General features: G+C 67.4%; 23 protein-coding genes and 5 pseudogenes. 12 read left to right on the forward strand and 16 right to left on the reverse strand.

Translation table 11 applies throughout. The features are described 5' to 3' along the window. Window positions 1-634, forward strand: a 634-nt coding sequence (locus tag AOZ13_RS07210; protein ID WP_049933959.1) for an aldo/keto reductase, incomplete at its 5' end; no start/stop codon positions are given. A gap of 3 nt (window positions 635-637) precedes the next feature. Here AOZ13_RS07210 and AOZ13_RS07215 read toward each other — a convergent pair. The 3 genes from AOZ13_RS07215 to AOZ13_RS07225 all read right to left on the reverse strand — a co-directional run bounded on the left by AOZ13_RS07215 (window position 638) and on the right by AOZ13_RS07225 (window position 5,052). After that, window positions 638-1,477, reverse strand: coding sequence for an SDR family oxidoreductase (locus AOZ13_RS07215; RefSeq protein ID WP_020222212.1), 840 nt, complete (start codon window positions 1,475-1,477; stop codon window positions 638-640). A gap of 213 nt (window positions 1,478-1,690) precedes the next feature. Next, window positions 1,691-3,001, reverse strand: coding sequence for an orc1/cdc6 family replication initiation protein (locus AOZ13_RS07220; RefSeq protein WP_020222213.1), 1,311 nt, complete (start codon window positions 2,999-3,001; stop codon window positions 1,691-1,693). 1,094 nt (window positions 3,002-4,095) lie between these two features. Continuing rightward, window positions 4,096-5,052, reverse strand: coding sequence for a M48 family metallopeptidase (locus AOZ13_RS07225; protein ID WP_044958233.1), 957 nt, complete (start codon window positions 5,050-5,052; stop codon window positions 4,096-4,098). 200 nt (window positions 5,053-5,252) lie between these two features. On the opposite strand from AOZ13_RS07225, the gene AOZ13_RS07230 reads away from it, so the two are divergent. Further along, a complete protein-coding gene (locus tag AOZ13_RS07230) occupies window positions 5,253-5,633 on the forward strand; it encodes a hypothetical protein (protein WP_020222472.1) in 381 nt (126 codons plus the stop codon). 15 nt (window positions 5,634-5,648) lie between these two features. Here the strand turns inward: AOZ13_RS07230 and msrA are convergent, their stop codons facing one another. After that, entirely contained in the window at window positions 5,649-6,188 is a 540-nt protein-coding gene (gene msrA, locus AOZ13_RS07235; RefSeq protein WP_020222471.1) for a peptide-methionine (S)-S-oxide reductase MsrA, read from the reverse strand. Between the two features lie 78 nt (window positions 6,189-6,266). After that, a pseudogene (locus AOZ13_RS07240) lies at window positions 6,267-6,458 on the reverse strand (phosphoribosylamine--glycine ligase); the annotation flags it as partial. Window positions 6,459-6,545: 87 nt separating this feature from the next. On the opposite strand from AOZ13_RS07240, the gene AOZ13_RS07245 reads away from it, so the two are divergent. The 3 genes from AOZ13_RS07245 (at window position 6,546) to AOZ13_RS14935 (ending at window position 9,747) form a co-directional block, all read left to right on the forward strand. Continuing rightward, window positions 6,546-7,922: an FAD-binding oxidoreductase gene (locus tag AOZ13_RS07245; protein WP_021780210.1), complete on the forward strand. Its 1,377-nt coding sequence runs from the start codon at window positions 6,546-6,548 to the stop codon at window positions 7,920-7,922. Window positions 7,923-8,032: 110 nt separating this feature from the next. Then, a complete protein-coding gene (locus AOZ13_RS14930) occupies window positions 8,033-8,767 on the forward strand; it encodes an MFS transporter (protein WP_234402851.1) in 735 nt (244 codons plus the stop codon). Beyond that, window positions 8,731-9,747: an MFS transporter gene (locus AOZ13_RS14935; RefSeq protein ID WP_234402852.1), complete on the forward strand. Its 1,017-nt coding sequence runs from the start codon at window positions 8,731-8,733 to the stop codon at window positions 9,745-9,747. Before AOZ13_RS14930 ends, AOZ13_RS14935 begins: the two co-directional genes overlap by 37 nt. Before the next feature lie 292 nt (window positions 9,748-10,039). Here the strand turns inward: AOZ13_RS14935 and AOZ13_RS07255 are convergent, their stop codons facing one another. Together AOZ13_RS07255 and AOZ13_RS07260 are read right to left on the reverse strand one after the other, a co-directional pair. Continuing rightward, window positions 10,040-11,233, reverse strand: coding sequence for an iron-containing alcohol dehydrogenase family protein (locus AOZ13_RS07255; RefSeq protein ID WP_021780213.1), 1,194 nt, complete (start codon window positions 11,231-11,233; stop codon window positions 10,040-10,042). A gap of 46 nt (window positions 11,234-11,279) precedes the next feature. Beyond that, window positions 11,280-12,542, reverse strand: coding sequence for an MFS transporter (locus AOZ13_RS07260; RefSeq protein ID WP_021780214.1), 1,263 nt, complete (start codon window positions 12,540-12,542; stop codon window positions 11,280-11,282). A 370-nt stretch (window positions 12,543-12,912) separates the two neighbouring features. Here AOZ13_RS07260 and AOZ13_RS14195 point away from each other — a divergent pair, with 370 nt between their 5' ends. From AOZ13_RS14195 to AOZ13_RS07265, 3 genes and pseudogenes are all read left to right on the forward strand, one after another. Continuing rightward, the gene (locus AOZ13_RS14195; protein ID WP_020222365.1) at window positions 12,913-13,053 is read left to right on the forward strand and encodes a hypothetical protein; all 141 of its coding nucleotides are present in this window, start codon (window positions 12,913-12,915) and stop codon (window positions 13,051-13,053) included. Further along, window positions 13,053-13,181, forward strand: a complete 129-nt coding sequence (locus AOZ13_RS15270; RefSeq protein WP_020222364.1) for a hypothetical protein — start codon at window positions 13,053-13,055, stop codon at window positions 13,179-13,181. The genes AOZ13_RS14195 and AOZ13_RS15270 overlap by 1 nt, the downstream gene beginning before the upstream one ends. 48 nt (window positions 13,182-13,229) lie before the next feature. Further along, a pseudogene (locus tag AOZ13_RS07265) lies at window positions 13,230-14,236 on the forward strand (aldo/keto reductase). A gap of 48 nt (window positions 14,237-14,284) precedes the next feature. On the opposite strand, the pseudogene AOZ13_RS15700 reads toward AOZ13_RS07265, so the two are convergent. The 6 genes and pseudogenes from AOZ13_RS15700 to AOZ13_RS07290 all read right to left on the reverse strand — a co-directional run. After that, a pseudogene (locus tag AOZ13_RS15700) lies at window positions 14,285-14,461 on the reverse strand (NAD(P)-dependent alcohol dehydrogenase); the annotation flags it as partial. 29 nt (window positions 14,462-14,490) lie between these two features. After that, complete coding sequence (locus AOZ13_RS07270) at window positions 14,491-14,772, reverse strand: DUF7526 family protein (protein WP_020221758.1); 282 nt, start codon at window positions 14,770-14,772, stop codon at window positions 14,491-14,493. Between the two features lie 200 nt (window positions 14,773-14,972). Further along, window positions 14,973-15,581 (reverse strand): trimeric intracellular cation channel family protein, encoded by a 609-nt coding sequence (locus AOZ13_RS07275; RefSeq protein WP_044957618.1) that lies wholly within the window; start codon window positions 15,579-15,581, stop codon window positions 14,973-14,975. Between the two features lie 110 nt (window positions 15,582-15,691). Then, entirely contained in the window at window positions 15,692-16,870 is a 1,179-nt protein-coding gene (gene mobB / locus AOZ13_RS07280) for a molybdopterin-guanine dinucleotide biosynthesis protein B (RefSeq protein WP_021780216.1), read from the reverse strand. Between the two features lie 3 nt (window positions 16,871-16,873). Further along, window positions 16,874-17,812 (reverse strand): nucleoside hydrolase, encoded by a 939-nt coding sequence (locus tag AOZ13_RS07285; RefSeq protein WP_020221761.1) that lies wholly within the window; start codon window positions 17,810-17,812, stop codon window positions 16,874-16,876. 40 nt (window positions 17,813-17,852) lie between these two features. Next, on the reverse strand, window positions 17,853-18,272 hold the full coding sequence (locus tag AOZ13_RS07290; RefSeq protein ID WP_020221762.1) for a CopG family ribbon-helix-helix protein: 420 nt from the start codon (window positions 18,270-18,272) through the stop codon (window positions 17,853-17,855). 92 nt (window positions 18,273-18,364) lie between these two features. On the opposite strand from AOZ13_RS07290, the pseudogene AOZ13_RS07295 reads away from it, so the two are divergent. Continuing rightward, window positions 18,365-18,953: pseudogene (locus AOZ13_RS07295) on the forward strand (IS6 family transposase). 108 nt (window positions 18,954-19,061) lie between these two features. On the opposite strand, the gene AOZ13_RS07300 reads toward AOZ13_RS07295, so the two are convergent. After that, complete coding sequence (locus AOZ13_RS07300; RefSeq protein WP_020221764.1) at window positions 19,062-19,259, reverse strand: hypothetical protein; 198 nt, start codon at window positions 19,257-19,259, stop codon at window positions 19,062-19,064. Next, window positions 19,256-20,677, reverse strand: a complete 1,422-nt coding sequence (locus AOZ13_RS07305; RefSeq protein ID WP_199897016.1) for an L-lactate permease — start codon at window positions 20,675-20,677, stop codon at window positions 19,256-19,258. Before AOZ13_RS07305 ends, AOZ13_RS07300 begins: the two co-directional genes overlap by 4 nt. Before the next feature lie 732 nt (window positions 20,678-21,409). Between AOZ13_RS07305 and ggt the strand changes: the two genes are divergently transcribed. The 3 genes and pseudogenes from ggt (at window position 21,410) to AOZ13_RS07320 (ending at window position 25,344) form a co-directional block, all read left to right on the forward strand. Continuing rightward, on the forward strand, window positions 21,410-23,029 hold the full coding sequence (gene ggt, locus AOZ13_RS07310) for a gamma-glutamyltransferase (RefSeq protein WP_021780218.1): 1,620 nt from the start codon (window positions 21,410-21,412) through the stop codon (window positions 23,027-23,029). A 121-nt stretch (window positions 23,030-23,150) separates the two neighbouring features. Then, window positions 23,151-23,906 (forward strand): helix-turn-helix domain-containing protein, encoded by a 756-nt coding sequence (locus tag AOZ13_RS07315; RefSeq protein ID WP_020221943.1) that lies wholly within the window; start codon window positions 23,151-23,153, stop codon window positions 23,904-23,906. 158 nt (window positions 23,907-24,064) lie between these two features. Then, window positions 24,065-25,344 (forward strand): annotated as a pseudogene (locus tag AOZ13_RS07320) (OFA family MFS transporter). Between the two features lie 72 nt (window positions 25,345-25,416). Here the strand turns inward: AOZ13_RS07320 and AOZ13_RS07325 are convergent. Next, a complete protein-coding gene (locus tag AOZ13_RS07325) occupies window positions 25,417-26,337 on the reverse strand; it encodes an HpcH/HpaI aldolase/citrate lyase family protein (RefSeq protein ID WP_020221941.1) in 921 nt (306 codons plus the stop codon). Between the last annotated feature and the right edge of the window lie 257 nt (window positions 26,338-26,594).

Consider the following 26,594-nt stretch of genomic DNA (forward strand, 5'->3'; position numbering starts at 1 on the left):
CGCGCGCGACGACGTCTTCCTCGCGACGAAACTCGACACGGGAAACCTCGTCGCGGACGCCGTCCACGAGACGACCGCGGAGAGCCTCGAAAAGCTCGGCACGGAGTACCTCGATCTGCTCTACGTTCACTGGCCGATCGAGACGTACGATCCGGACGAGACGCTGCCCGCCCTCGACGAACTCGCGGACGCGGGGACGATCCGGAACGTCGGGCTCTCGAACTTCACGCCCGAACTCCTCGACGAGGCGATCGAAGAGCTAGACGCGCCCGTCTTCGCCCACCAAGTCGAGATGCATCCGCTGCTCCAGCAGGGCGACCTCCACGAGCGCGCCGTCGCGGACGACCACTGGCTCGTCGCCTACTGCCCGGTCGCGCGCGGCGAGGTCGCGGACGTGCCCGAACTCGTCGAGATCGGCGAGAAGCACGACGCGACGCCGTATCAGGTGTCGCTCGCGTGGCTCCTCGCGAAGGAGAACGTCGCTGCCATCCCGAAAGCCACCTCGAAGGCCCACATCGTCGAGAACTACGGCGCGCTCGACGTCGAACTCGACGACGAGGACGTCGCGCGCATCGACGGGATCACGCGAGAGGAGCGACTCGTCGACTTCCCCGCGGCGCCGTGGAACAACTGACGGCTACTCCCAGCCGGCGCGCTCGAAGTAGTCGCGGATCGGCGCCGGGCCGACGCCGTAGCGCTCGACGAGCGCGTTCGGATCGGCGCCGAGGAGCGCCCCCTCGTTCACCCACCGATAGAACGCGGTGAGCGGGCGCGGGGCGTCGGTCGGGGGTCGCGGGTCGGCCGTGATCTCGCGTCCGAGCACGTCTTCGAGGGCGTCCGCGAGACCGTAGAGCGATCGCGTGTCCGAGAAGACCGGGAGACGCTCGCCGTCGGGCGTCGGCGTGTCCGGGTCCGCGAGGATCGCCGTCGCGGCCCGAGCGACGTCGCGCGGGTCCGTCAGGGGGACGCGAGCGTGTCCCTCGAGGGGGAACGGGAGGCGACTCTCGGTTTCGACGGTATCACGCGCGCGCTCGAAGGCGTCGAGCGGGACGCCGGGGCGAAGCGAGACGTGCGGGACGTCCCGCGAGGCGAGATCGGCGTCGATGCGCCCCCGGACGTCCACGCAGGGCACGCCGGGGCGCGCGTCGGCGCCGATGAGCGAGGCGTGGACGACGGTGACGTCGGTGCGGTGGGCGGCGCGAACGAGCGTCTCGGCTCGCTCGCTGGCGGTCCGCGCGCTCGCTCTCGGTCCGCCGACGGCGAGGAAGAGTCCGTCCGCGTCGGCGAGGGCGTCTTCGACGTGATCGAGTTGGTCGCGTCGGCCGCGTTCGAGGCGGACGCCGCGCTCGACGAGCGAACGGGCGGCGGGCGTCTCGAGATCGCGGACGAGCGCCGCGACGTCGACTCCCGCGTCCGCGAGCACGAGTGCGGCGGCGTAGCCGTATCTCCCGGTCGCGCCGGTGACGAGGACGCACACGGGTCGTCCGACGTCGGGACGCGTGAGGGGCTTTTCGGTCGACGTCGACGAAGCGACCCCGACGTGTCCGGAGTTCCGAGTCCGGAGACACCGCCGTGTCCGCAGTAATCGGCCGTCAGCGGGGACCCGGATCGGCCGACGGACCCGACGGACGACCCCACCGTGTCCGCAGTAATCGACACCGGGTTGCGACGTTCCCGAGCGCGCCGATCGCTACTCGAAGGACGCCAGCGACGCGTCGGAGCGATCGGCGTCGGCGGGCTCATCGCCCTCGGCGTGAGTCGCGGCCGCCGCGACGTCCGGCATCGCGTCCTCGGCGAGTTCGACGACGGACTCGTGGACACCGACGAGCTTCACCGTCTCGGAGAGCGCGCTCAACACCTGCTCGACGGGCATGTCGAGTTCGTACTCGCGGTACGTCCCGCCGCGACGCCCCTCGTTGCGCTCCGTCACCGAGATGATCCCGAGCATCGCGAGCTCGCTCAGGTGGTCGCGCATCCGGCGTGGAACGAGCGGGTCGCGTTCGGCGAGTTCGGCGAAGCGCGTGTAACGCGGGCGGACGTCGCGAGAGCGGATCGGCGTCTCGCCCTCGAGGTCGTTCGTCACGAGCGCGTAGAGGACGAGATGGCCGTGTTCGGTGAGCCCGCGGATCCCCTCCTCGATGCGGCCGCGTTCGAGGGCGGTGCGACCGCGATCGACGTGACCCTCGGTGATCGTCGTCGTCGTCTCGTCGTCGCGCGCGACGTCGCCCGCCTTCATCAGGAGGTCGATGGACTGGCGGGCGTCGCCGGCGTCCTTCGCGCCGTAGGCCGCACAGAGCGGGATGACGCCGTCCTCGAGAACGCCGTCGTGGAACGCGACCGACGCGCGCTGTTGGAGGATCGCCTTCAAGTCCGTGGCGTCGTACGCGGGGAAGTGAATCTCGTTCTCGCAGAGCGACGACTTGACTTTGGGCGAGAGGTCGTCGCGAAAGGAGAAGTCGTTAGAGATACCGATGAGTCCCACTTGGGTGTCTTCGAGTTTGCCATTCGCGCGGGCGCGCGGGAGTTGATAGAGGATGGAGTCGTCGCCGATGTTGTCGATTTCGTCGAGGACGATGAGGACCGTTCCCCCGTGAGAGTCGAGGTCCTCCCAGAGCATTTCGTACACCGTCGCGAGCGGGTAGCCGGTGGTCGAGATCTGATTGTGTTCGGCGCGGAGTTCGTTGACGAGGTGGGTCGCGACCTGATAGGAGGAGGAGAGCCCGTCGCAGTTGAGGAAGATGATGTCGAGGGCGATATCGTCGTACTCCTCCGCGTCCTCGCGGAGGTGATCGAGCAGATACCGGGTCGCGGCGGTCTTCCCGACGCCCGTCTTGCCGTAGAGGAAGACGTTGTTCGGCTGCTCGCCGTTGATGACCGGCTGGAGGGCGGACGTGTAGGTGGTGAGTTCCTCGTCCCGCCCGACCAGTTCGGCCGGCTGGTAATCCTCCCGGAGCGCGTCGCGGTCCCGATAGATGTCGGTATCCCGCTCGAAGAGTCCCATGGAGACAACCCTCTATGGACGACGCAATAAAACCACCGACCACCGCGTCCGGAGTGTCCGGAGTGTCCGCAGAGTCCGGAGCGTCCGCTGTTCCACAGATTCATATAGGTTGGACGATGGCATATGAAGATGTCGGCTGTAACCCTCCCCCCACTTTGTCCGCAGTAACGAGAGAACGAGAGGGGGTGGGGGGCGAGAACGGACTCTAGAAGAGCGACAGCTATAAGATACAGAAGCAGAAACAGTATCCGCACTAGAGGCAGTAGAAACAGTAAGATAGATGTTATCTTTAACATTTGTACCTGAGCTCTCTTTTCCTAATATCCTGTTCTGCCGGAATAATCTCACCACCCGGAACTCGCGGTAACTCTTACCGCTTCCCGCCACCCCCTCCCGTCCCTTTCCGCCATTACTGCGGACAAAGTGGGGGAGGGTTCCCCCGGTCGATGCGGTCCAATGACTCCCGTCAAGAACTGCGGACACGGTGGAGTGTCCGCTGATGTGTCTTTCGGCCGGGCGAAGTGTTCGAAGAGCGTCCCCCACCGGCCGCGACGGCGTTCCTCCCCGCCTCTAACCCCCTCGATTCCGAATTCCCCAGCGGACTCCGATCCCCCTCTGGATCGATCGCTCGAATACGATCTTCCCGATCAAACAAGGCTCTATCGACCATTTACTGCGGACATGGTGGTGTCCGCCTCCCATGCCGGTGGGTTCGACGTGTCATCCGCCATTCGGGTGACCGAATCGCATATCATGTGCACGGCGATGCGGATTATCCCGCGTTGACAACGGTCCACCCCGATTCCCTTCGCGATGGTGGGCCGCGTTCGATCGCGCACCCGCGTCGCCGCAGTGCCGAAACCGACACCACCGCGTCCGGAGTAGTTCCGTCGCCTCCGCCACCGGTGAGGCGGTAGATCCGTCTCGCCGCCGCTTTCGCAGATCCGTCTCGCCGCCGCTTTCGCAGATCCGTCTCGCCGCCGCTTTCGCAGATCCGTCTCGCCGCCGCTTTCGATTGGAAGCCGACCGTGACTCATCCGTTCCGCACGCCGCATCGCTCGATCCGCACACACCTCACCACGGTCGCGCACCCCTCACTCGATTCGCACGCGCACCCCATCGTCACCATCTTCCGCCCTCTCGCGGAGTCGTTCGACGCGTTCGTCGAGTGACGGATGCGTTGAGAACCACTCTCTGATCGGGTTCTCGTCCTCGTCGTCGCTGTGGATGTAGAGCGGGGAGAGCACCGACCACCCGGGTTCGCTCGCGCGTTCGATCTTTCGGAGTGCGCGAGCCAACGCGAGCGGATCGCCCGTCACGTCGGCCGCCCGATCGTCCGCGGCGAACTCCCGACTCCGCGAGTGCGCGTTCACGGCGAGCGTGAGCGCGACGAGACCGAGCGCGATCACGCCGTCGAGGGCGCGCCGGAGCGTTCCGAACGGTGTCTCCGCCCACGCGCCCGGTCGCCCGGCCGTCCACGCCCACGCCCTCGCCAACCCGGTCGTCAGCAGGACGGCCGGGAAGAGGACGACCGAGAGGATCCCGGTCAGCGTCTGACCGATGCTGAACGCGAGCGTCTGGACGAGGCTATCGTGACTCTCGAGGTGCGCGAGTTCGTGTGCGAGGATCGCCTCGATCTCGCTCGTCGTGAGGAATCGAAAGAGCGAGCGATCGAGAACGACCGCGCCGTCGCCGACACCGCCGAGTGCGAACGCGTTCGGCGCGGCCATCCGGCCGACGTAGAGATCGGGGAGAGCCACGTCCATCGACTCGCAGAGCGCGTCGACGCGCTCGTAGAGATCGGGCGCGCGCTCGCGCGCGATCGGCGCGGCGTCGAGCTGCGCGAGCAGGCGGCGCGTTCCGAACGCGTAGCTGAGGTAGCCGAAGCCGATGACCGCGACGGCGACGATGGTCAGCGTCGTCGTCGGATCCGGTCGCGTCGCCCACAGCGTCGCGAGCGCCCAGTACGCGAGGGAGGCCGCACCCGCGTACGCGACGAGGAGCGCGAGCCCGACCGTCGCCATCACCGCGCGAAGGCCCGGTCGTTTCATCGCGTTCACCTACGGGCGTCGTCCCGAAACGCGTTCCGGGTGACTCGACTTCGATCCGCCGGTCTCGTACCGGGACCGACCCTTTGGCGTACCGGGACCGCCCCTTTGGCGTACCGGGACCGTCTCTTTGGCGTACGGGACCGTCTCTTTGGCGTACCGGGACCGTCTCTTTGATACCGCTTCGCACGCTGGTAGGACGCGTGCACGAGTCCATCGCCCGGTTCGTCGACGACGCGCGCGAGCATCTCGGTGACGACCTCCAAGCCGTCGTCTACGGAGACGTCGAAGAGAAGGAGTACAGCGTCGCGTACGCGCGGACGGGGTTCGGCGAGCGTCAGGAAATCGAGGAGGTCTCGAACGTCGTCGAAGAGCACACCCTCGAACGCATCGAAGTCCCGTATCAGGAGTCCCTACACCCCACGCTCGGCGATCTCGAAGTGACGATCCGCGTCTACGAGGAGGGGATCAACGTCCTCGGATGGGGGTGGAACGGCGAGTCGAGCCTCGTCGTCGTCTACCTCGATCGCGACGCCTCGGCCCTCCCGTGGATCGTCGAGCAGATCGAAGCGTTCGGCGAGTGACGACCGTCGCCGACCTCAGGGCGCGGGATCGACGTTCGCTTCGAACGCCTCGCGCACCTTCTCGACCTTCGGCTGCGCGTGTACCGTGCAGTACGCGTCGTTCGGGTTATTTTCGAAGTAGTTCTGGTGGTACTCCTCGGCACGATAGAAGGTGTCGAGGGGTTCGACCTCCGTCGCGATGGCGTCATCGTACTCCTCGTCGAGCGCTTCGACGTACGCCTCGGCCCGCTCGCGCTGGTCTTCGTCGTGGTAGAGGACGATGGAGCGGTACTGCGAGCCGACGTCGGGTCCCTGCCGGTTCACCTGCGTCGGGTCGTGGATGGTGAAGAAGACCTCCAGCAGGTCGCCGTACGTGACGACGTCGGGGTCGTACTCGACCTGCACGACCTCCGCGTGCCCGGTGTCACCCGAACACACCGCCTCGTACGTGGGATCCGCGACGTGCCCGCCCGCGTAGCCGGACGTGACGTCCTCGACGCCGTCGAGTTCCTCGAACGCGGCCTCGACACACCAGAAACACCCGCCGCCGAACGTCGCTGTCTCCGTCGCTGCCATGTGTGGAGACACGGACCGTAGCGGTATGTAGTTGGCGCGCTCGCGGCCCGCGTTCCTCTCCATCCGATCCCGTTCGCCTTACGCCGGTCTCAGATACCCCCACGCGAGGAGTTTGTCGCCCTTGCCCTCCATCCAGCGCTCGCCGATGTCGTCGCGGTCGTGGAGGCTTGGGATGACGATGTCGTCGATGCGGTCGTACGCCTGCTCGCGGGCGGCGCCCACCGTCTCGCCCTTCCCGATGACGAGGGGCATCCCGTTCTCGCCCGCCGAGGGATCCACTCGTTCATCTCGTTCGGTCCGCGCTGCCGCCGCGCCGATTTCGCATGACGTTTTGTGCCCCGACGCCTCTCACCCGCCATGACGCACGACGTCGCTTTCCTCGACGCCCTCTCGCTCGACGGCCGCGTCGAGACCGATCGAGAGACGCTGGAGGCGTACAGCCACGACGAGAGTCCGCATCCCCCGAGCCTGCCGGACGCCGTCGTCCACGCGGCGTCGACCGACGACGTCTCGGCCGTCCTCGCGGCCTGCGAGGAGCGCGGCGTCCCGGTGACGCCCCGGAGCGGCGGGTCGAGCATCGAGGGAAATCCGATCCCGACCGCGGGCGGCGTCCTCCTCGACACGTTCCCGATGGACGACGTCGAGGTCCACGCCGCCGACCGCCTCGCGATCGCCGAGCCGGGCGTCGTCTACGACGACCTCAATGACGTCCTCGCCGAGTACGGTCTCCGCTTCGCGCCGGGGATCGCGGCGGGCGACCGCGCCACGGTCGGCGGAATGGTCGCGAACGACGCGAGCGGCCTGAACGCCGTGAAGTACGGCGTCACCGGCGACCACGTCCGCCGGCTGACCGTCGTCCTCGCGGACGGCCGCGTCCTCCGCTTCGGTCGCGACGTCGCGAAGTCGGCGTCCGGCTATCGGCTGAAGGACCTGCTCGTCGGGAGCGAGGGCACGCTCGGCGTCGTGACCGAGGTCGCGCTCTCGCTCGAACCCGTCCCGAAGACGCGGCGGGCGGCGCTCGCCGCCTTCCCGACCCGGGGCGCCGCGGGCGAGGCCGTCGCCCACGTCATGGCGTCGCGGCTCACGCCGGGCGCCATCGAGTACCTCGACGCCGACGCCGTCGCGCTGTTGAACGAGACGAACGACGCCGGACTCCCCGAGGCGCCGCACGTCCTCGTCGAACTCCACGGGACGACGGACGCGGGCGTCGAGACCGACTTGGACGTCGTTCGCGACGCCTGTACCGACGCCGAGTGCGAGTCGTTCGAGACGGCGAGCGAGACCGAGATCGACCGCCTCTGGGCGGCGCGACGCGACGTCTACCCGGCCGCGTGCGACTACCGCGAGGACGCGACGGTCGCGTTCATCGGCGACGTCGTCGTTCCCGTCTCGCGATACCCGGAGATCGTGGAGCGCGCCGCCGCCCTCGCCGATGACCTCGGTATCGCCGCGCCCTGCGTCGGCCACGCGGGCGACGGCAACCTCCACTTCCTCCCGATCGCGGATCTCGACGACGAGGACGAGTTCGGGCGTGCGATGGAACTCAACGACCGGATGGTGCGCGCCGCGATCGAGATGGGCGGCACCTCGACGGGCGAACACGGCGTCGGCGTCGGCAAGCGCGAGTTCATGCGCGAGGAGCACGACGGCGCCGTCGATGTCATGCGCGACCTGAAGGAGACCCTCGATCCCGCCGGGATCCTCAATCCCGGGAAGGTGCTCCCCGAGGAGTAGCGCGCCGCGGCGACAATCCTTATCGGAGATCCGACGGTTAGATCACCCATGCAGACTGAACGCTCGATCAATTCGATCGCCGACCGCCCGGTCGCCGCGGGGTGTCGCCCGTGAGCGAGTCCGCGAGCGGCGCCGCCGACGACGACTTCCTCGGCGGTCTCGGCCGCGAGCGCGCCGTCGTCCTCGGCGGTCTCATGCTCGGGATGCTGCTCGGCTCCATCGACCAGTCCATCGTCTCCACGGCGCTCCCGGTCATCGTCGGCGACCTCGGCGGGGCGGGCAGCCTCTCGTGGATCGTCACCGCCTACCTCATCACGGTCTCCGTCACGACGCCGCTCTACGGCAAGCTCTCCGACATCTACGGGCGATCGATCGTCTACGAGATCTCCATCGCGATCTTCCTCGTCGGGAGCGCGCTCAGCGGTCTCGCCGGTGACATCCCCGGTCTCGACGCCGCTCTCAGCGGGATGGTCCAGCTCGCTCTCTTCCGCGCGATTCAGGGCGTCGGCGCGGGTGGTCTCATCGCGATGGCGACGACCATCCTCGGCGACATCTTCAGCCCGCGCGAGCGCGGCCAGTACATGAGCTACATGATGCTCATCTTCGGTGCCTCCACCGTCGCCGGTCCCGTCTTCGGTGGGTGGATCACCGATCAGTTCTCGTGGCGCTGGATCTTTTACATCAACGTCCCGATCGGGCTGGCCGCGATCGCCGTCATCCACACGCGCCTCGACCTGCCGGTGCCCGAGGAGTCCCACGATATCGACTACCTCGCGCGTGCCTCCTCGTCGTCGCCATCGCCGCGCTCATGCTCGCCACCTCGTCGATCGACGACTACGGGGTGACGTCGACGCGGATCCTCGCGCTCCTCGCCACGACCGCCGTCTTCACCGTGCTCTTCGGCATACAGGAGCGCCGCGCATCCGAACCGGTCTTTCCCGTCCGCCTCCTCCGCGATCGGACCGTCGCCGGGGTCGACGCCCTCAGTTTCTGCGTCGGCGTCGGGATGCTCGGCGGGACCACCTACCTCCCGGTCTTCCTCCAGACCGTCCTCGGACAGTCCGCGACGAACTCCGGACTGCTCCTCCTCCCGCTCGTCGGCGGGCTGATGCTCACCAACTTCGCCACCGGACAGCTGATGACGCGCATCGGGCGGTACAAGCCCTTCACCGTCGCTGGAACGGGCGTCGCGGCCGTCGGCTACTATCTGTTCAGCACGATGGGCGTCGGGACGACGCACCTCGAATCGGCCGCGTTCATGTTCGTCGCCGGTCTCGGTCTCGGCTTCGTCATGCCGACGCTCACCGTCGCCGTGCAGAACGTCGTCGAACGCTCCGATCTCGGGGTCGCGACGACGTCCGTCACGTTCAGCCGGAGCCTCGGAAGCGCGATCGGCGTCTCCGTCTTCGGCGCCGTGCTCACCAGCCGGCTCGCCGCCCGACTCGCCGCGAGCGACCTCAGTCCCGCGGCCACCCGCGAACTCGCCGACGCCGGCTCGAACCTCAGCCCGCAGGTCCTCGCGGACCTCCCCCCGGACGCCGTCCCCGTCGTCCGCACCGCGCTCGCGCACAGCATCGACCTCCTCTTCCTCACCGGCGCGCTCATCATCGCGATCGGATTCCTCGTCGCGCTCTCCCTCCCGAGCGTCGAACTCGGCGAGGACGCGAACGTTCAGATTGACGAGGACGCGAACGTTCAGACCGACGAGGACGCGAACGTTCAGACCGACGAGGACGCGAACGTTCAGATTGACGAGGACACGAACGTTCAGATTGACGAGGACACGAACGTCCAGACCGACGAGGACAACCGTGAATCACCCTGACCCGTGCTCTCACGCTCCCGCTGTGCAGGACGCACCGCCGTTCGCGACACGTGGAGCTGTCACGACGGCCACCTTCGACGCCTGCTGCGAACGCGGCTACGCGGCACTCGATGCACGCCCCGGCGCCCGCCACTCCCCCGAGGCTAAGTGATTAGGGAGTGGTTCTTTGATGGCGTAGGCGCTGTGTTCTCATGTGGCCGATCCCGGCCACACGCGGTCGGCTATCCCCCCCTCTCCCCCTTTGGCCGACCGGGCGGGGATCCCCCGCCCACCGATCCCACATCGGAGTGCCCTACCACGCCGCGCGGAGCACCGCCGCCAGCGCCTCCGCCGAGACGTCGACGCCCTCGGGAACGTTCTCGACCAGCGCGTCCGCCGCCGTCGTCGCCGCGATCGCCGAGAGGTCGTCCTCCTCGATGTCTTCGATTTCCCGCAGCCGCGCCGGCAGACCCAGACCATCGCGAACGGTGGTTACGGCGTCGATGACGCCCGACGCCGCGTCCGCATCCGTGCCGACGCCGAGCGCGTCCGCGAGCAGGTCCCGCCGGCAGTCGCCGTGCTCGAAGAGGTGGGCGAGGGCGTGCGGGGCGACGATCGCGTGCGCCGCGCCCTGCTGGACCGACGAGTGAGCGGTCAGCCCGTGGCCGAAGGCGTGGATCAGCGCGAGCGTCGAGGCGTCCGGGCGCGAGATGCCGTACTGGACGAGGAGCGTCCCCCGGACGGCGTCGCCGTACGCCGGGTCCTCACCGCGGAGCGTCGGGAGCGCCTCGCGCAGGAGCGCGAGTCCCCGCGCCGCCGTCCCGTCCGTCACCGGCGTCGCCGCGCGCGCGTACAGCGTCTCGATCCCCTTGTCGAAGCCGTTCATCGCCGACGCGCAGAGGACGCGGTCGGGCGTCGTTGCCACGAGTTCGGGATCGAAGACGACGGCGCTCGGCGTCAGCGCGGGCGCGGAGACGCCGCCGTCGACCGCCGCGTCGACCCGTCCGTTTGCCGGCGTCGCGGTCAGCCCCGCGCCGTGCGTGAGATCCGCGCCCGCGAGCGTCGTCGGCACCGCGACGAGCGGCGGGAGGGCGTCCGGGACGGGGAGCGCGCCCGCCTCCGCGAACGTCGAAATCGCGGTCTCCCGATCGCCGCTCGCGACGAGCGCGCGAACCGCCTTCGCCACGTCGAGACTCGATCCGCCGCCGAGCGCGACGATCCCGTCCGCGCCGATCTCGTCGTACCGCGCCGCGCCGGCCAGCGCCGTGTCGAGGCGCTTCTCCGGCGTCGTCTCCGCGAACACGTCGCCGAGCCGATCGCCCAGCCCGTCCCGAACGGGACCGATCACGGCGGACGCCGTCCCGGTCGTCGTGCCCGCGACGACGAGCGCGCGCTCGACGCCGTGCGCCCCCAGTTCGTCGCGCAGGTCGCCCGCCGCGCCCGCGCCGTACCGGATCGTCGCCGGTCGGTAGTCGAATCGGAACCCGTCGTCGGTGATCGTATCCATGCTCCCTTCCTCGCCCGCCGGGCGGTTAAACGCGAGCGCCGCGGCGCTATCCGTCGTGACCGCTCCCGACTCGCCGGTTCGGCAGGTAGACGTAGAGCAGCGCGGCGGCGGCGGTGGCGGCCGCGATGACGTAGAACGCGCTCGCGAACTGTCCGCGGTCGGCGAGCCACCCGACGACGATCGAGCCGGTCGATCCGACGAGGAAGAAGCCGGTCCGGAGCATCCCCCATGCCGTCCCCTGTATCTCGTCGGGGAGGACGGCGATGATGTAGGCGTTCGAGATGGGCGCGATGCCGTTGCGCGTCCCGAGGAGGAAGACGACGACGGCCAGTGGGACGAGCCCGGAGACGAACGGGACGGCGACGAGCGCGGCGACGTTCAGGACGGCGACGGCGATGAGCACGATTCGATCGCCGTAGCGATCGGAGAGGTTGCCGGCCGCGACCTGCCCGAGCGCGCCGCCGACGAAGAACAGCGCGTACACTCCCGATGCGAGCGCCGAACTCAGCCCGCCGACGTCGTGGAGGTACGTCGGGAGGAACGCCGTGACGCCCTCCAGCCCGAACATGACGAGCGTGATGGCGAGGACGGGAATGACGACCGCCCGCCGATTGATCGCCCGCCACAGCGCGCTCGTCAGCGGGACGCTGGTCTCGTTCGCGTTCTCGCGCTCGTCCGACGTGCCCGATTCTCCGTCGCTCTCGTCGGCCTCGGCGTCGGTGGCGACGACCCACGTCGCGGCGCCCACGACCACGAACCCCGGGACGGCGAGGGCGACGGTCGTCCGCCAGCCGAGCGGGCCGACGAGGAGACCCGCGAGGAAGGGGAGGAGCGCGGAGCCGACGCTTCCGGTGGCGAGCGTCAGCCCGAACGCCGCGCCCTCGTTGTCGGGGAACGTCCGGGAGAGCGTCATCCCGCGCGCGGGACCGAACATCCCGGTGGCGAGACCGAACAGCCCGCACCCGAGGACGAACGCGACGAGCGACGGCGAGGCGCCGAGGACGACGAGGCTCCCGGCGGCCGCGAAGAGGCTCCCGACGAGGAGGCGCCGCTCGCCGAGCCGATCCACGAGCGCGCCCGCCGGGAACTGCATCAGGGCGTATCCCGCCCAGACGGCCGTGACGGCGAGACCCGCCGTCGCGTGGTTGATGTCGTAGTGCGCCTGAATCTGCGGGAGGAGCGCGGGGACGACGTAGCGCATCCCCAGCGTGAGGAACCAACCGAGGCCGATGACGAGCAGCACGCGTCCGCGGCCGCCGCCGCGAAGCGACTCGAACGCGCGCGACCCGTCGTCTCCAGTCGCTGTCATACGCGTACTTCGCGCTCCCCCGATTGAAGCTGTTGGAATCGGCCCGCCGCGCCTCCTGTGCACGTCACTCGGCTAGCCACCACTTGACACCCTCTCGCGGCTGAGGGAGGGGGGTGGCGCTACTGCGTGCTGAAAACGCCACGCAGCACACTCACACAACCGTCTCGCTCAATATGCCTGAACAGTATGTCTGAGCAGTATTACTATATACTTTATCTGTCCGGCTCGTGTGTCGGTCCGCTCTCCGCGACGAATACCCCGTCCCCGTAACGCGCCTCATCCGGCGTCGCGGCGCCGCCGTCGCCGAGTCGGGGGACCGACCGTCAGATCGCGGGATAGACTTACATGCCGCGGCGGCCAAAGCGAAGGTGTGACGACGTCGCATCCAGCCGTCGACACCACGTCCTGCGCGGACACCACCGGCCCGACCGACTCGACCGTCGCGGCCGTCGCCGTCGGGCGAGATCGGCGACATCGACGCTATCACGGGCCGATCGGGGTGGTCGCCTGATGGCGACCGCGACGATCGGTGACCTCCGGTGTGCCGTCTGCGACACCGACTTCACCGGCGTCGACGACCTGTTCGAGCACGACTGCGACGACGCTGCCGGCCACACGCTCGCCGTCGCGGACGACTAGACCGCCGCGACCGGTGGCTTGATTTCGCCGCCGGTGGCACGTCGAGGCATGGAGTACACGAAACTCGGTGCGACCGGCGTCGACGTCTCGAAGCTCTGTCTGGGCACGTGGCGCTTCGGCAAGGAGTCCGACGGCGTCGTCGAGACGAACCGCGAGGAGGCCCACGCGCTCCTCGACGCTTCGCCGACGCGGGCGGCAACTTCATCGACACCGCGAACGGCTACGGCGACGGGCGCTCCGAGACGTGGATCGGCGAGTGGCTCGACGAACGCGACCGGGAGGACTACGTAATCGCCTCGAAGGTCTACTGGACGCAGGAATCGCGCTTTCAGGAGAACCTCTCGCGCAAGACCATCCGCGCCGAGATCGAGGGCACGCTCGATCGCCTCGGCACCGACTACCTCGACGTCTACTACATCCACCGCTGGGACGACGAGACGCCGATCGAGGAGACGCTCGACGCCCTGAGCGCGCTCGTCGACGAGGGCAAAGTCAACTCCCTCGGCGCGTCGACGATGGCCGCGTGGCAGCTCACGAAGGCGCTCTGGAAGGCCGACGCCGAGGGATTCGAGCGCTTCGACGTCACGCAACCGCTCTATCACGCCGCCTACGAGCGCGACGTCGCCGACTACCTCGACGTCTGCGCCGATCAGGGCCTCGCGGTCTGCCCGTACTCGCCGCTCGCCGGCGGCTTCCTCACCGGGAAGTACGAGCGCGCGGGCGAGGACGCCTACGATGTGACGGCGCCCGAGGGGTCGCGCGGCCAAATCGACGAGCTGTTCTCGGACTACTACGTCTCCGAGCGGGGCTGGCACGTCCTCGACGCCGTCCGCGAAGTCGCGGCCGAACTCGACGCGACGCCCGCGCAGGTCGCGCTCCGCTGGCTGATCGAGCGCGAGGCGTTCACCTGCGTCCCGATCGTCGGCGCGCGCACCCCCGACCAGCTCGCGGAGAACCTCGGCGCCGTCGACATCTCGCTCTCCGCCGACCAGCGCCGGCGCATCCGGAACGCGCGCTACGACGAGGGCGGCGACTACCACGAGTCATCAGCCTGACGCGAGTCGCCGCTTGCTGTCGTCACTCGTCCGCCGAGTTCGCGTCGGCTACGGCCGGATGACGGCGCGCCCCCCGATCTCGTTGCGTTCGAGTTTCGCCGCGACCTCGTCGATCTCGTCGCGGTCGTACTCGCTCGTCGTGAGGTGGATCTCGCCCCGCTCGACGGGATCCTGTGCCGGCCGGTGGATGCGCCCGCCGTAGCCGACGATGTGGTGGTCGCCGCCGGGAGACTCCGATCGGCGGTCGGCTACGCCTAGGTCGCGTCGTAGACGCCGTCGAGTTCGGTTGGCGCGGCGTCCACGTCGATGGCGTCACCATCGGCGTACGCCTCGTCGGTGACGACGGTGACGGCGTCGATGGATCCGCCGCGGAGGACCGTCCAGACGCGCTGGATGAGGGATGGCGATCCGCCGCGGCGACAGACGGTGACGTAGTTGCCGGCGGCGCGCTCGGCGAGAACGGGATCGAGGTCGTGTTCGTCGATGTCGTCGGGGTCGATGACGTGGATGACCGTGCCCCGAATCGATTCGGCCATGCGCGAACGAGGACGGCCGGCCACATCCGTTCGTCGACATCGCCGTTCGTCGACATCGCCGTTCCCGTCGGAACGATAACGGGGTCCGATCGATCTCACACCGCGTCGTCCGCAGTATCGGGGCGTCAGGCGCATCGATACGGACGTTCTCGGTGGGTTCGAGGATCTCAGCGTACGCGCGGCGCGGCGTCGATGTGACGTCACCGCCAGCGGCGGCCGAGTCGCTGTGCGGTCGGGAGATGCCAGCCGCGAGTGACGGCGACGAGTCGGGTGCCGACGGTGGCGCTCGCGCAGAGCGCGGCGGCCGCGTCGGGGCGGGCGCAGACGGACGCGGTGAACCAGTACGCGAGTCCCCCGAGGACCGCGCAACTGGCGTAGAAGTCGTCGAAGAGGACGAACGGTGCGCGATCGAGGAGGACGTCGGCGAACGCACCGCCGCCGACGGCGTTGATGGTGGCGACGGCGACGATACCGAACCCCGAGACGCCGATGGTCGCGGCGACGATGGCGCCGGTGGTCGCGAACGCCGCGAGACCGATCGCGTCGGCGACGAGCGTCACGGGGTGTTCGTCGGCGGCGTCGAGGGCGATGTGCGCACCGACGGCGAGCGCGACGCCGACGAGCGCGAACGCGATTTCGCCGAACGACTGGAGCGCGAGCGGGACGCGATCGAGGAGGACGTCGCGGGTCGCGCCGCCCGCGAACGCCGTCGCGAGGCCGACGACGGTGACGCCGAACAGGTCGAACTCCTCGCGGATCGCCTTCGTGGCGCCGACGAGCGCGAACGCGACGAGTCCGATCGCATTCATCACGGCGAACGGGCGAACGGGGAGCGCGGCGACATCCGAGAGCACGCTCGGAGGCAGGGCGGGGGCGGTATTGAGGGTAGCGCTCTCGTTCCACTGCGTGCGCGCGGCCGTCAGCGATCGATTTCCGCGACCGCGCGGACCGGCGCGCCGTCCGCGTCGACCTTGAGCGGGTACGCGCAGAAGACGAATCGCGTCGGAACGTCGTCGAGCCCGGTGAGGTTCTCGAAGACGAGTCGGTCCGCACCGAGGAGGCGCCCGTGTGCCGGGAACCCCGATGGCTCCCCCGGGTCGGCGTTCGCAGTCGGCGTCGGATCCGGGCTGAGGAAGTCGATCGCGAGGTGGTAGTCGTGTTCCGCGCACCACGCCGCCGCGTCGGCCGTGAGATAGGGGTGATCGAAGTAGACGTCCGTGTCCCAGTGCGCGTCCCACCCCGTCCGGACGACGAGGACGTCGGCGTCGTCGGGTTCGGGGAGGTGCTCGATGCCGATGGCCTCGCGCGCGCCAGCGTCGACCGGCGCGAGGCGGGCATCGAGGCGGAAGTCGTCGAGCGCGAACGCGCCGAGAGTCGCCCCGTCGGCGTCGACGTGGCGCGGCGCGTCGACGTGCGTGCCCGCGTGCGTTCCGAGCGCGAGCGAGCAGACGTGATAGCCGTCGTCGGCGTTCGTCGCGACGGTCTCGATCACGGTTTCGGGGTCGCCGGGGTAGACGGGCATACCGGTCGCGAGTTCGTGGGTGAGATCGACGAGTGTCTCGGGAGACGATCGCTCACTGCCCGGATCTCCGCGTGTCGCGTCGAGCACCCGCGCGGCGAGCGCGTCGACGTCGGCGTCATCGGGCCTCGCCACGCGTTCGAGGACGTCGCCGTCGAACGCGATCGCCTCGGGATCGCCGACGACGAGCTTCGGGAGCGCTGACGACGAGAATCCCTCGACGAGCACGACGTCGACGTCGTCCGCGAACTCGTCGAGCGCGCGATCGAGGGCGGCGTCCGCGCCGCCGTCGTCCTTGCCGACGGGCTGGAACGATGCCGTGAGTTCGGGCGTGACGCCGACGACCCGCGCCGCGCCCGCGGTCCGATGGCGGTGGGTGTCCTTCCCGGGTTCGTCGAGTTCGACGGCGTGGTGGATGCCCTTCACCGTCCCGACCGTCGTACCCGCCCGATCGAGCGCCGACACGAGGCGCTCGACGAGCGTGGTCTTTCCCGCGCCACTCTCCCCGACGACGCCGACGACGTACATCACGGCATCGTACGCGACGCCGACGGGTAAGGGATTCGTCGCGTCCCGCACCAACTACTCGCCATCCTCTGCGTGCGCCGCGTACGCTGACAGGCCGTCGTCGACGATCTCACGGTAGCGCTCGACGTCGATATCGACCGCGACGGCCGCGTTCGGCTCCTCCTCGTAGACGCCGTGCTGATCGCAGACGACCGACCCGTGAGAGGGACCGCCGGTCGTGTCGATCTCGCAGTAATACTCCTCGAAGTCGAGGACGTCGGGATCGACGATGTCGGCGAGGACGGCCGCGTCGTGAATCGATGGTCCGGTCTCGTCGACGTCAACGGCGTCGGTAGGATAGCGCGCCCACTCCGCGATCGTCTCGAAGACGCCGCCGCGTTCCGCGTACGACTCGATGCGCTCGAAGGGGATCGTCGCGTCGTTCGTCACGTCGAGACCGACCATCCTCGGGAACGCGTCCTGCACGACGCGGCTCGCCGCCGCCGGGTCGTTGTGGAAGTTCGCTTCCGCGACCGGCGTGACGTTCCCGCTGGAGAGCGCCGCCCCGCCCATGACGTAGATCCGGTCCACGATCTCGGGGAGATCGGGTTCCTTCGCGAGCGCGAACGCGAGGTTCGGGAGCGGCCCGACGGCCGCGATCGTCAGGTCGTCGCCATGCTTGCGGGCCTGCCGGACGATGACGTCCGCGGCGTGCTCGTCGCCGACGTCACCGCTCGGATACGGCATATCCCCTCGAATGCCGCCCTCGCCGTGGACCCACTCCGCGGTCGCCAGCTCGTCGACGAGCGGGCGCGCGCACCCGCGGGCGACGGGCACGTCGTAGCCGCCGAGTTCGAGGATCGCGCGGGCGTTGCGCGTCGTGTTCTCGACCGTCGAGTTCCCGCAGACAGTCGTGAGGCCGACCACGTCGATCGCGTTGTGCCCGAGCGCCGCCGCGAGCATCACCGCGTCGTCGCAGCCGGGATCCGTGTCGAAGAGGACCTTGCGCGCCATAGGGAGACGGGCGCGCGCAGCGACAAGAACGTGCCGGCGGTCAGGCGAACGGGCCGACCTCGTCCACCGGCGTCACCGAGTAGTCGACCGTGAGGGTGTCCTTCGTCGCGCGGACTTTTCCGACGAACGTCGAAATGTCGTCGAGGCGCCCCTCGAGGATGAACAGCTCCATGCAGTGGTGGTCGCCGACGTGGCTGTGGAAGTTCGCCGCGACGAGCGCCTCGTTCTCGTGGCGCAAGTGCATCATCTTCTCCTCGACGTTCGTCGTCTCGTAGTCGAAGAGGACGGTGACGACGGCCATCAGGTCCCGGTCTTCGAGCCGCTTGTCCTCGAACTCGCCGAGGAGGTTGCGCGCGGCCTCGCGGACGACCTCCGAGCGGCCCGTGTAGCCGTGCTCGTCCGCGAACTCGTCGATGCGATCGGCGAGTTCGTCCGGCATCGAGATGGAGACGACGGTCATGGCTAGTAACTCAGCGCCTGATATATAATAAGGATTCGCTGCGGCCCGGAGGCGGTGTTCAGATACGGCTGTTGGGTGAGACGGTACGCTATCTGAGTGAATATGGCAGAAACCCCCGAATTAGTAGTTGTAGCGGTTGGATTGGCTCGGCGTTTGGGGGGCGAGAGCGGCACCGAGCAAATTAATGGGGATCGATATTCGACTCGATCTGTTCGATCCATCAACTTCGAATACAGTCTCGATATTAGAGGAGTACGATATCCAACGGTCACCAAAAGCCGTTCACGGCTGGGTACAGAAAGCCGATATATAGTCCGCTAGTGACGCGAATCCGGATCTCGTCGCGCTTAACGAGACTATGATCCGAGCCAACAGTCAGCAGTTCTGGCTGTACGCCGTCACCAGAAGCACGTCGCGTTTCTGGTTGGTGAACGAGACGCTTTGAGTCTCGGTAACGCCGTGTTTCTCGGCAATTTTATCCAGCATCTCGCAACTGCATTGCGTCGAGAAGGACTCCGATTTCAGGCTGTTCGCCACGGAAATCGGAACGCCATAGAACGTATACTTAGAGCGGTTAAACGGCGTACTTCCCCGTTTAGCAATATCTCCATCCACGTCGATCTAGAAACCGTAGAAACGGGGCACAAGATTTCGTTGTCTGGTGAAAAATCTCCTAACTAAACACGATGGGCAGGATAGCCGTTGTGTGTCCCGCGCAGAAATCTCACACAGTTGGGCACAGAGACAGGCGCTTCACGCCGTCACTACCACAGTAGAGAGATAGATCGGCTATCTAATTTCGTCGAAGATGAACTTCGTTGCTAGCGCCATCACACTACTGACACAGAGTAATCCCAGTCCGATCCACCAAAGCGGGGCAATATCGCTCACCGTACCAATACTGACTAGCGGCAGAACCGCGAGCAATCCGACAAAAGCCCCGAGATCGAGCCGCATCGGGTCGATATCTGGCGTTTCCTCGCTCATGCTCCACCTCCGAGGAACAGAACGCCACCAAGTACGAGAGACAACACGCCTAGCAAAGCCGATACTAGAAGCGTCCATTTCAGCGTGATCCGCAGTACCTCTCCTTCCCGGCCGATGATACCAGCCGTTCCGGTACCGAGAACGACGTTCGACGGGGAGATTGCGTTTCCGAGTCCGCCACCACTCATCTGCGCGCCGAGAACAGTCGGCTTAGAGAGATGCAGTACCGACGCGGTCTCCGCCTGTAACGGAGCAAACAGAATGTTCGACGCGGTGTTACTTCCGGTAATGAATGACCCAAGCACGCCGATCGCGTTCGCCACGAACAGGTACACTACACCGGGAAGTACCGCGGCGATTCCTAGCGCCAGTATGCGGATCTGTCCCGTTTTGAGCATGATAGTCGCCATAGACACGAGTAACACGATCGCGAGCGACGCAGGTACGGCGCTCTCGATCAAGCCACGCCGGATACCCGATTTCTCCTCTAGGCCGGGCGCCTCTTGTACTGTCCGCTGCCAATCCTCGTAGTACCCGCGATATCGATAGATACCCCAGGCGATGAGAACCCCTACGAGGATGATACTGCCGGGATGGGTCAGCGGTGTCAGCGGCGAGTACGGCTTTGCGGCTTCAAGCTCGACAAACCCGGTTTTCGCTGCCGGGAACGCCAAACCAATCTTGAATCGACCGAGCGCATTCGAGACAGACGGGACCGCCGACACGAGAGCGACCGCTGTCAGTACGAGGTACGGGATTATCGACTCGAAGAAGCTCATTACCGGTTCGGGTTCGTCCAATACTGTGCCACCATCGGCGACCGCGTTCCCCTCGGGGGTTTTCATCGCCGGACAATCGAATCCGTTATGTTGCGTCTGGAAGCGCCCCCACCGTGAGATCGGATACAGCGCAACGAGTCCGACCGCCGAGGCGAGAAAGCCGGCGATGAACTGACTGTACATTACCGTCGCGAAGAGCGTGATCGTCTGTACCGCGCCGATGATCGCGATCATCGGCCAGGCATGTTTCACCGCGCTCTGTCGACCGTACAACCACGCGACGGCGATGCCGGCGGCGAAGGTCACGACGCTGAAGTGAGCGGCGGTCTGGAGGGCTGTTTCGATGGGTGCTTGAAGATCGACGACCGATCGGGTTGCGAACCACGCGACAGCCAACGTCCCGAAGGTGTTGTTCCATGCATGTCCGATCAGGGGCATCGCGACCGCGTATACTGGCCGAACACCGATCGCGATCAACAGCGGCGCGACGATCGCGATCGGGGCGCCGAACCCGGTAAAGCCCTGTAAGAACGAAACGAAGACCCAACCGAATGCGAGAACCAAGAAGAGGTCATTCGAGCTGATCCGTTCAATCCCTTTCCGGAGCGCGTATAGCGCCCCTGCCCTATCGGCGACCATGTAGATCAACAGCGCCGCCCAGACGACGTACAGGACGCCAGACGCCTTCTCCGACAGCGATCGCGAGTGTCTGAATGGGCGTCTGAAACACGGTGAGAGCGATTGCCGCTGCGAGTAGCATCCCGACGACGGCGGCCGAATCGGCCGCCCAGTTAAATCCGATTAACAGAATTAAGAGAATCACGATCGGGAGAATCGCGGTCCCCCAGTGTAATACGTCGATCGGGAGTTGTCCGCCGATCTGGAGTGCCTGGACATTTGCGCTGACGGGCGTCAAGGCACTCATTCCAAACATCGTTTTCCGAATTCTCGATGCCGTTCGTCATCCCTAGCCGTAGATCCATCGAATAGTGGTGTGCGGCTTGATCTCAAACGCATGCACTCAGTATCTACACTTGGTAAAATATATGTGTTGTGGTACGGGTAAACAACCATCTATATGCATAATTGGAGGCGTATTTGACGCTGACTACTATATTAATAGACGATCACTCGATCGCACTATCTATGTTCTGTTCCGCTATTTCGGAGTGCACCGTGCGCATGTAGATGTCTTTGTGGGACGAGAACGCGAATTTCGACCGATTGAGGAGAACTGGCGAAATCGGAATTACGGGACGCGTGCGACGTTGGACCTTTGTTCGACAGCGCATGGAAACCCACCGAGCGAGTTAATCGAAGTGGACATCGGCAGTACGTTTATCGGCCGGTGCTGTGATAGGACGAACGGAAATGGAGCCACGAGGGCCGACGCGGGCGACGCGGGGCATGGTTTCGACGCCGCATCACTTGGCGAGCGCCGCGGGGCGACGGGCGTTGCGGGACGGCGGGAGCGCCGTGGACGCCGCGATCACCGCGAACGCGGTGCTCTGCGTCGCGTACCCGCACATGGCGGGATTGGGCGGCGACGGGTTCTGGATCGTCGCGGACACGGAGGCGGACGAGGTGACGGGCCTGAACGCGAGCGGGCCGGCGGCCGCGGCGGCGACGCGCGACTACTACCGCTCGCGCGGGTTCGACGCGATCCCGGAGCGCGGCCCGCGGGCGGCGCTGACCGTTCCGGGTGCCGTCGACGGGTGGCGGCGGGCGCACGAGCGCCACGGGAAACTCGCGTGGGAGCGGTTGTTCGCGGACGCGATCGCGTACGCGACGGATGGACTCCCCGTCGCTGACTCGCTGGCGTCGTGGATCCGCCGGGACGAGGAGGAGTTGGGAGCGTCGTCGGTCGCGGACGTCTACCTGCCAGATGGCACACCGCCGAATGCGGGCGCGCGGCTCGTGCAGGCGGATCTCGGGCGGACGTTCGAGCGGCTCGCGGCCGACGGTCCGCGGTCGTTCTACGAGGGTGAGATCGCGGCGGCGTTGACAGCGGATGACGCGGTCCCGCTCGAATCGGCGGACTTCGAGGCGTACCGCGCGGAGTGGGTCGATCCGCTCAGTCGCACGTATCGCGGGCGGACGGTGTACGAGCTCCCGCCGAACACGCAGGGCTTCAGCGCGATCCAGCTGTTCGGGCTGCTTGAGGGCTACGACGTCGGGGACTGGACGGACGCGTCCGCGGACTACCTCCACCACGTCGCGGAGGCGACGAAGGTGGCGTTCGCGGACCGCGACGCGTGGCTGAGCGATCCGGCGTTCGTCGACGCGCCCCTCGATCGGTTCCTCGACGACGCGTACCTCGCGGGCCGGCGCGAGCTGATCGAGCGGGAGCGGACGCTCCCGACGACGGTTGACCCGGGGATCGAGTACCGCGCGGACGACGGGGCGGTCGATCCGGGTGGCGATACCGTGTACTTCTGCGCGGCCGACGACGACGGGCTCGTCGTCTCCGGGATCCAGTCCGTCTACTTCGACTTCGGGAGCGCGTACGTCCCGGAGGGGACGGGGGTGTTCATGCAGAATCGCGGGGCGCTCTTCTCGCTCGACGGGCGCGACGCGAACGCCCTCGAACCGGGGAAGCGGTGTTTCCACACGCTCGTCCCGGCGCTCCTCCACGACGCGGGGCGGCCAACGGTCGCGTTCGGGACGATGGGCGGGGAGGGCCAACCGCAGACGCAGGCCGCGTTCCTCACCCGGCTACTCGACTTCGGCTACGACATTCAGCGGGCGATCGACGCGCCGCGCTGGCTCTTCGGGCGGACGTGGGGCGAATCGTCGCGTTCCCTCACCGTGGAGAGCCGGATCCCCGATCGGACGGTCGACGCGCTTCGTGCGCGGGGGCACGACGTCTCGATCGCGAAGGCGTACGACGGTCTGATGGGGCACGCGCAGGCGCTCCGCGTCGACCACGCGGCCGGGGTGATCGAGGGGGCGGCCGATCCGCGAAGCGACGGGAGTGCCGAGGGGTACTGATCACGGGATCGCCGTTCGATACGATGGAACGGTCCGGCGGCGTCCCGATCGTGTAGCGACTGGGTTGGTGCTCACTACCGTGACCCAAAACGGTATGTGCCCGATCGTCGTGCGTACTCGTATGACACACACGGCGACGAACCGCGTCGACACGTCGGCCAAGACGTTCCGAATCGTAGAACGCCTCGCCGAGCTCGAAACGGCGGGGGTCTCCGAGTTGAGCGAGGACATGGGGATCAGCAAGAGCATCGTCCACAACCACCTGAGCACGCTGCGCGAGCTCGGATACGTCCGGAAGAAGGGTGACGCGTACCGGCTCTCGCTACGGTTCCTCGAACTCGGTGCGACGGTGCGCGCCCGATCCGCGCCCTCCGGGACGGTCGTGCGACGGCTGGACGGCGTCGCGGAACGCCTCGAAACGACGGTGTACATCGTCGAGCGGGACGGAACGAGCGGCGTCGTCACACGCGTTCACACCATCGCGCCGGCCGGGGACCCCGCGTTCGCGCTCGGCGACCGGCTCGAATCGCCGACGTCACCGCTCGGTCTCGCGCTCCTCGCGTCGCTGCCGAGCGACGAGCGGACGTCGATGCTCGAGGCGACCGCGGGGGACGCCGACGGTGTCGCCGAGCGCCTCGCCGCCGCGGACGACGGCGTCTTCGTCGGTACGATGGACGCCGCTGGTGCCGACGCGACCGTGGCCGCGGGATACGCGAGCGATGGGGAGTTCGGCGCGGTCGGCGTCGACGTGCCGTCCGGGGAGAGCGAGCGGACGGTTCGGAGCGCGGCCACCTCACTCGCGGGCGCGTTCTCGACGTCGGGTGGGGACGTCCGGCGGTCGTTCGCGACGACGAAGCACGGGTGGTTCAGCGAGTGATGCTTACATCGGTATGTCTGTAACGTGGCGTCCGCGACGCGTTCCGCAAGCCATCCGATCGTTCCATAGTATGGAACGACCTGTGTCGACCCGGCGTCCGGGGGTGGATCCCGGAGACTTATGTGGGTGCCGAGCGCGAGAGGGAGTGTGGAGTCCCCATGAGTTCAGATCACGATACGCGGGCTGCGGATGCCCTCGGGTTCTCCCGGTGGTGGCTCGTCGTCGCCGCCGCTGGGATGATGGCGGTCGTCGGTCCCTACCAGTACGTCTGGTCGAGTCTCCGATCGCCGGTCGCGCGCCACCTCGGCGTGAGCAGCGCGCTGCTCTCGACCGTGTTCACGCTGTTCGTCGTCTTCCAAGCCGGCTCGCAGTTCCCCGTCGGCTGGTGGCGGGACCGACACGGACCGCGCGGCATCTGCGCGCTCGCCGCCCTGCTCGCCGGCGGCGGTTACGTCGGACTCGCGTACGCGACCACCGTCTGGCAGGTGTACCTCCTCTACTCGCTCGGCGCGGTCGGTGTCGGTATCGTCTACACCGTCGCCGTGAACACCGCACTCAAGTGGTTCCCGGACCGCCGCGGACTCACGTCCGGAATCGGAACGATGGCGTTCGCCGCCGGCCCGGCCGCGCTCGTGCCGTACGTCCGCGCGACCACCGGACCCGCGGCGTCCGACGGCGCGTACGTATCGCTCCTCCGGAACGTCGGCGTCCTCATCTTCGTCGTCATCCTCGTCGGTGCGTTCGTCATCCGCGACCCCCCGGAGGGTGGCTCGACGCCCGCGACGAGGAGGACGCGCTCACGGAGCGCGGGAAGCAGTACACGTGGCGCGAGATGCTCCGGACGTGGCAGTTCTGGCTCATGTACGCGATGTTCGTCGCCGTCTCCGGCTCCGGGCTGATGCTCACCGAGAAGATCGTCGACTACGCCGGCCACCTCGGACTCGCGGCGTTCATCGCGACGCTCGCCGCGACGCTCCTCCCCCTCTCCAGCGCCGTCGGCCGCCTCATCCTCGGCGAGGCCTCCGATCGCTTCGATCCCGTGTACACGATGTCCTCCTCCTTCGTCCTCTGTGGTCTCGGACTCTTCGCCGTCGTCTACTTCGGGATCCGCGGAATGCCCGCGATATTCGTGACCGCCGTCGTCGTCGCGACCTTCTTCTGGAGTCCGAAGTACACGCTCTTCCCGAGCGTCGTCGCCGACTACTACGGCACCGAGAACTCCTCCGCGAACTACGCGCTCCTCTACTCCGGGAAGATGTGGGGCGGCGTCGTCGGCGGCACCGTCACCGGCGTCCTCGCCACCTCGCTCGGCTGGAATCAGACCTTCCTCATCGGCGGCGTCCTCGCCGTCGTCGCCGGCGTCGCCGCGCTCGCCCTGCGACCGCCCGCCGACGGCGCGACGTCCGATCGACCGCAACCCGACGAGACGACGTCGTAACCGCGACGCCACCGCCCGATATCAATGACAGGCATCTAATCTATATCGGAACGAGACAGTTCGAGAACAGTTCTATCGTGACGGATCGACGCCCGCGAGCTCGGCCTTGCGGAGGATGTGTCGCGCCATCTCGACGGTCTCCTCGTCGACGACGCGCCCGTCTTCCGTCGGGACCTCGCCCGGTGCGGCCGTCTCGTACGTCTCGATGACGGTTCGCGCCCGATCGACCTCCTCGTCCGCGGGCGCGAAGAGCTCGTTCGCCGCCGCGGTCTGCGCCGGATGAATCACCCACTTTCCATCGAATCCGAGCATCCGCGCGTACCGACAGCTCTCGCGGAACCCCTCGACGTCCTCGACGTTCGTGTAGAGACCGTCGATCGCCGGGACGTCGACGCTCGCCGCCGCGTGCGAGATCCGCGAGAGCGGGTAGTGCCAGTAGTGACCCGGATAGTCGCTGTCGGCGCCGAGCACGTGCCCCTTCGACTCGATGGACGCGCTGTAATCCCCCGGCCCGAAGATGACGGCGCCGAGCCGGTCGGTGGCGTGCACGATCTCCTCGACGTTCCCCATTCCGGCCGCGTCCTCGACCTGCACCAACAGATCGATACCGCCCGGCTCGAGCCCCGCGTTCGTCTCCACGCTCTCGAGGAGGGTCTCGACCGTCCGGAGGTCCGCCGGCTCCCGGACCTTCGGAACGATCAGGCTCTCGATCTCGGTCCCCACGGCCGTCACGACCTCGATGACGTCCTCGTACCACCATCGCGTGCGCACGCTGTTGATCCGATAGCTGAGCGGCGTCTCGCCCCACTCGCGCGTGCGGACCGCTTCGACGAGGCTCGCGCGCGCGTCGGCCTTCTCGCTCGCGTGCAGCGAGTCCTCGAGATCGAAGAACACCTGATCGGCGTCGCTCTCGAGCGCGTCGTCGATCATCTGGGTGCTGTTGGCCGGCGTCGCCAGTTGCGACCGGAGGAGGTAGTCGATTCCGAACTCCATACCATCCCCTCCGCGGCGGAGCGCAAAAAACGTGCGTCCGAAAGCGCGGACGATCTATCAGAAGAAAATACAGTATTTCATCTGGTGTATTTCGCCGATCATGGCGGTTCCGCGTGCCGACTTCGCCGGTGAGGGGCGTCGCTCGTCAGGTCGGTAGAACGGCGTGAGGAACGTCTCGGATGCGATTCGTCCGGGGGTTCGACGCCCGCCGACGGTGCGTCGAGACGTGCTGCGATGGGTCAGTGCGTCGTCTCGGC

The organism is Halarchaeum acidiphilum MH1-52-1 (assembly GCF_000474235.1).
In the GTDB taxonomy this organism is placed as follows: domain Archaea; phylum Halobacteriota; class Halobacteria; order Halobacteriales; family Halobacteriaceae; genus Halarchaeum; species Halarchaeum acidiphilum.

Coding starts and splice junctions, on each gene's coding strand:
- AOZ13_RS07220 (WP_020222213.1), bottom strand. CDS start 3,001: ATGGGACTCTTCGAGCGGGATACCGACATCTATCGGGACCGCGACGCG.
- AOZ13_RS07225 (WP_044958233.1), bottom strand. CDS start 5,052: ATGAAACGACCGGGCCTTCGCGCGGTGATGGCGACGGTCGGGCTCGCG.
- msrA (WP_020222471.1), bottom strand. CDS start 6,188: ATGGCAGCGACGGAGACAGCGACGTTCGGCGGCGGGTGTTTCTGGTGT.
- AOZ13_RS07245 (WP_021780210.1), top strand. CDS start 6,546: ATGACGCACGACGTCGCTTTCCTCGACGCCCTCTCGCTCGACGGCCGC.
- AOZ13_RS14935 (WP_234402852.1), top strand. CDS start 8,731: ATGCTCGCCACCTCGTCGATCGACGACTACGGGGTGACGTCGACGCGG.
- AOZ13_RS07255 (WP_021780213.1), bottom strand. CDS start 11,233: ATGGATACGATCACCGACGACGGGTTCCGATTCGACTACCGACCGGCG.
- AOZ13_RS07260 (WP_021780214.1), bottom strand. CDS start 12,542: ATGACAGCGACTGGAGACGACGGGTCGCGCGCGTTCGAGTCGCTTCGC.
- AOZ13_RS15270 (WP_020222364.1), top strand. CDS start 13,053: ATGGCGACCGCGACGATCGGTGACCTCCGGTGTGCCGTCTGCGACACC.
- AOZ13_RS07270 (WP_020221758.1), bottom strand. CDS start 14,772: ATGGCCGAATCGATTCGGGGCACGGTCATCCACGTCATCGACCCCGAC.
- AOZ13_RS07275 (WP_044957618.1), bottom strand. CDS start 15,581: ATGAATGCGATCGGACTCGTCGCGTTCGCGCTCGTCGGCGCCACGAAG.
- AOZ13_RS07285 (WP_020221761.1), bottom strand. CDS start 17,812: ATGGCGCGCAAGGTCCTCTTCGACACGGATCCCGGCTGCGACGACGCG.
- AOZ13_RS07290 (WP_020221762.1), bottom strand. CDS start 18,272: ATGACCGTCGTCTCCATCTCGATGCCGGACGAACTCGCCGATCGCATC.
- AOZ13_RS07300 (WP_020221764.1), bottom strand. CDS start 19,259: ATGAGCGAGGAAACGCCAGATATCGACCCGATGCGGCTCGATCTCGGG.
- AOZ13_RS07305 (WP_199897016.1), bottom strand. CDS start 20,677: ATGGTCGCCGATAGGGCAGGGGCGCTATACGCGCTCCGGAAAGGGATT.
- ggt (WP_021780218.1), top strand. CDS start 21,410: ATGGAGCCACGAGGGCCGACGCGGGCGACGCGGGGCATGGTTTCGACG.
- AOZ13_RS07315 (WP_020221943.1), top strand. CDS start 23,151: ATGACACACACGGCGACGAACCGCGTCGACACGTCGGCCAAGACGTTC.
- AOZ13_RS07325 (WP_020221941.1), bottom strand. CDS start 26,337: ATGGAGTTCGGAATCGACTACCTCCTCCGGTCGCAACTGGCGACGCCG.